The 3,709-nt window shown below is 66.4% G+C and carries 3 protein-coding genes; 1 reads left to right on the forward strand and 2 read right to left on the reverse strand.

Translation table 11 applies throughout. The features are described 5' to 3' along the window. Window positions 1–164: 164 nt before the first annotated feature. The gene (locus DSP71_RS17280) at window positions 165–377 is read right to left on the reverse strand and encodes a hypothetical protein (protein WP_046749577.1); all 213 of its coding nucleotides are present in this window, start codon (window positions 375–377) and stop codon (window positions 165–167) included. Between the two features lie 88 nt (window positions 378–465). Then, entirely contained in the window at window positions 466–1,272 is an 807-nt protein-coding gene (locus tag DSP71_RS17285) for a CPBP family intramembrane glutamic endopeptidase (protein WP_113681683.1), read from the reverse strand. Between the two features lie 102 nt (window positions 1,273–1,374). Between DSP71_RS17285 and typA the strand changes: the two genes are divergently transcribed. Next, entirely contained in the window at window positions 1,375–3,288 is a 1,914-nt protein-coding gene (typA, locus tag DSP71_RS17290; RefSeq protein WP_046749575.1) for a translational GTPase TypA, read from the forward strand. The last annotated feature ends 421 nt before the right edge of the window (window positions 3,289–3,709 follow it).

Raw genomic sequence — 3,709 nt, forward strand, 5'->3', positions numbered from 1 at the left:
GACGATGCCTGCGGCCGTTGCGGACAGTTTCTTCTTCATTCGAATCCCCCCGGATTGTCGTACCCACGTCGTCGTGGGTGCCCCGAGCCTAGGGGCGAGGTCCGACGGGTGTCAACGGATCGAGGCGACGGGCTGATGCCCGCCGCCTCGATCCTCGATGATGCTCAGTACGTCTGGAAGTACCAGCCTCCGGTGCCGGGGATGCAGGGGGCGGCCTTCCCCCCGCCCCTGACATAGTCGGTGCGATCGGCGTTACACTGCGCCGCCGACGAGTAGGGCCCGAAAACACTTGCCGATGCGGGCGCGACGCTGAGCAGCGTGATCCCTGCTGCGATGGCGATCGCGGCCCCCGCCTTGGTCATCCTGTTCATCTTCATGAGACTTCCCTCCGTTTTCCGTCGTTGGAAGCCTTCAGGCTAGAGCACTCCGTCAGCGAAGGGGGAGAGCCATCCCACCCGTCGTCACTCAGCCGGGGAGACCGAACAGCTCGGGCCACATCGCCGCGGCCCATGGATACCCGACGAACGCGGCCGCGTCGATCAGGAAGTGCGCGACGAGGAAGGGCATCAGCCGCCCGCTGCGGTGATACAGCCAGCCGAAGAGCAGCCCCATCGCGAGGTTGCCGACGAACGCCGGGTATCCCTGGTACAGGTGGTAGCTCGCCCGCAGGACCGACGTGGAGATGATGATCGTCCACGGACTCCACCCGAGTTGTCGCAGCCGTGTGAAGAGGTATCCGAGCACCACGAACTCCTCCTGCAGGGAAGCGCGGGCCGCCGCGAGCAGGAGAACCGGGACGGTCCACCAATACGCGTCTATCCCGGCAGGATCGATGGCCACGGGCAGTCCGAGCGCCCGGCCGGCGAGATAGAGACCGAGCCCGGGGATGCCGATCGCGAGCACGAGCAGGATGCCGCGGCCCGCATCCTTCGCGACACCGGTGCCATCCAGCCCCAGACGCGCCAGATGGGGGCGTCGCGACTGCCACAGCAGGAAGCACACCAGCACGACGGGGACGAGCGAGAACCCGATCGCGAGCACCTGGTAGATGAGGTCGAAGATCTCCCTGTCGCTCCGAGACGGGTTGAGCTTCGCCACCTGATCGGCGATCGGCACGTCGTCCGTGAGGCGGTAGGCCAGTTGGACGATCGCGTAGACCGCCGACTGGCCGAGACCCAGCGCCAGGACGATCGCGATCTCCCACCACAGTCGAGCACGGGAGGGGGCGGGGGAGAGGTCGGGGAGTTCCCACGGAGCCTGCGGTCGGGTCACGATCTCGATGCTACGACCTGCTTTTCAGGAACCGGCCCCGAGCTTGCGTTATCCTGGAACGTCGGCTTCCCGGCGAAACCCCACATCTTTTAGGACACCTGCATGGCGCACGCCCTCCGTTCTGACCTCCGCAACGTCGCAATCGTGGCGCACGTCGACCACGGCAAGACCACTCTCGTCGACGCCATGCTGCGTCAGACGGGTTCCTTCGGCGAACACGCTCACGTCGATGAGCGCGCCATGGACTCGAACGACCTGGAACGTGAGAAGGGCATCACGATCCTCGCCAAGAACACGGCGATCACCTACAAGGGCAAGCACGCCGGCGGCAAGGAGATCACGATCAACGTGATCGACACCCCCGGCCACGCCGACTTCGGTGGCGAGGTCGAGCGCGGCCTGTCGATGGTCGACGGCGTCGTGCTGCTCGTCGACGCCAGCGAGGGTCCGCTGCCGCAGACCCGCTTCGTGCTGCGCAAGGCTCTCGAGGCCAAGCTGCCCGTCATCCTCCTGGTCAACAAGACCGACCGTCCTGACGCGCGCATCGCCGAGGTCGAGGAAGAGGCGCACGACCTGCTGCTGGGTCTCGCGTCCGACCTGGTCGACGACGTGCCCGACCTCGACGTCGACGCTCTTCTCGACGTGCCGGTGGTCTACGCCTCCGGTCGTGCCGGCGCCGCCTCGCAGAACCGTCCCGCCGACGGCACGCTTCCGGACAACGACGACCTCGAGCCGCTCTTCGAAGCTATCCTCGAGCACGTGCCGGCGCCGGAGTACGACGACGAGCACCCGCTGCAGGCCTGGGTCACGAACCTCGACTCCAGCCCGTTCCTCGGCCGTCTCGCCCTGCTCCGCATCTTCAACGGCACCCTCAAGAAGGGGCAGACCGTCGCCTGGGTGCGCGCTGACGGCACGCACCAGAACGCGCGTGTCACCGAGCTCCTGAAGACCCGTGCACTCGAGCGCTACCCTGCCGAGTCCGCAGGCCCCGGTGACATCGTCGCCATCGCCGGCTTCGAGAACATCACGATCGGCGAGACCATCGCCGACCCCGAGGACGTCCGTCCGCTTCCGGCCATCACGGTCGACGACCCCGCCATCTCCATGACGATCGGCACCAACACCTCGCCGCTCATGGGCAAGGTCAAGGGGCACAAGCTCACGGCTCGCATGGTCAAGGACCGTCTCGACAAGGAGCTCATCGGCAACGTCTCGCTCAAGGTCGTCGACATCGGACGCCCGGATGCCTGGGAGGTGCAGGGTCGTGGAGAACTGGCCCTCGCCATCCTCGTCGAGAACATGCGTCGCGAGGGCTTCGAACTCACCGTCGGCAAGCCGCAGGTGGTCACGAAGAAGATCGACGGCAAGACCTACGAGCCGTTCGAGCACCTCACGATCGACACTCCGGAGGAGCACCTCGGCGCGATCACGCAGCTGCTCGCGAACCGCAAGGGTCGCATGGAGAACATGACCAACCACGGCACCGGCTGGGTGCGCATGGAGTTCATCGTCCCGTCGCGCGGCCTCATCGGCTTCCGCAGCGAGTTCCTGACCACGACCCGCGGCACCGGTATCGCGAATGCGATCTCGCACGGCTACGAGCCGTGGGCCGGCTCCATCACGACGCGTCAGAACGGCTCGATCGTCGCTGACCGTCAGGGTGTCGTCACCCCGTTCGCGATGATCGCTCTGCAGGAGCGCATGTCGTTCTTCGTGCAGCCCACGCAGGAGGTCTACGAGGGCATGGTCATCGGCGAGAACTCGCGCGCCGACGACATGGACGTGAACATCACCAAGGAGAAGAAGCTCACCAACATGCGTGCAGCGAGCTCCGACACCTTCGAGTCGATGACGCCTCCGCGCCAGCTGACGCTGGAGGAGAGCCTCGAGTTCGCCCGCGACGACGAGTGCGTCGAGGTGACCCCCGAGGTCGTGCGCATCCGCAAGGTGAACCTCGACGCGAACACGCGTGCACGCGAGACCGCGCGCCTGAAGCGCCAGGACGCGAGCGTCTGAGAACAGCCTCGGACACGCTCCGAGTGAGAGGGCCCCGTGCCGCCGAAAGGCGTGCGCGGGGCCCTCTTCTCATGTAAATCCCAGGTGAGGGATTGTTTTCGTTCAGGTTCATCGTTCAGAGTGGTTCACTTGCGCCTGGGACGAGCTCCCGATGAGTCTCCTTAAAGGGCGTACGACAACCCGAAAGTCGAACCCAATGCTTCAGAAGACCCGTGCGCTTCGGCGCGCCTCCGCGGCGGCATCAGCCCGTAACGCGGCCCACCGTCCCATGACCATCCTCGGCGTCGCATCGGCGACGCTGGTCGGCATCACGCTGAGCGTCGGTCTGGCCTCCACCCCCGCGGTGGGAGCCATGAGCCCTGCTGCGGCCGTCACCGCACCCGCACTGGCGGGCGCTCAGCCGCTGGCAGAGATCGCGGAG

It is taken from the genome of Microbacterium sp. H6 (assembly GCF_003314775.1).
GTDB classification, from domain to species: domain Bacteria; phylum Actinomycetota; class Actinomycetes; order Actinomycetales; family Microbacteriaceae; genus Microbacterium; species Microbacterium oxydans.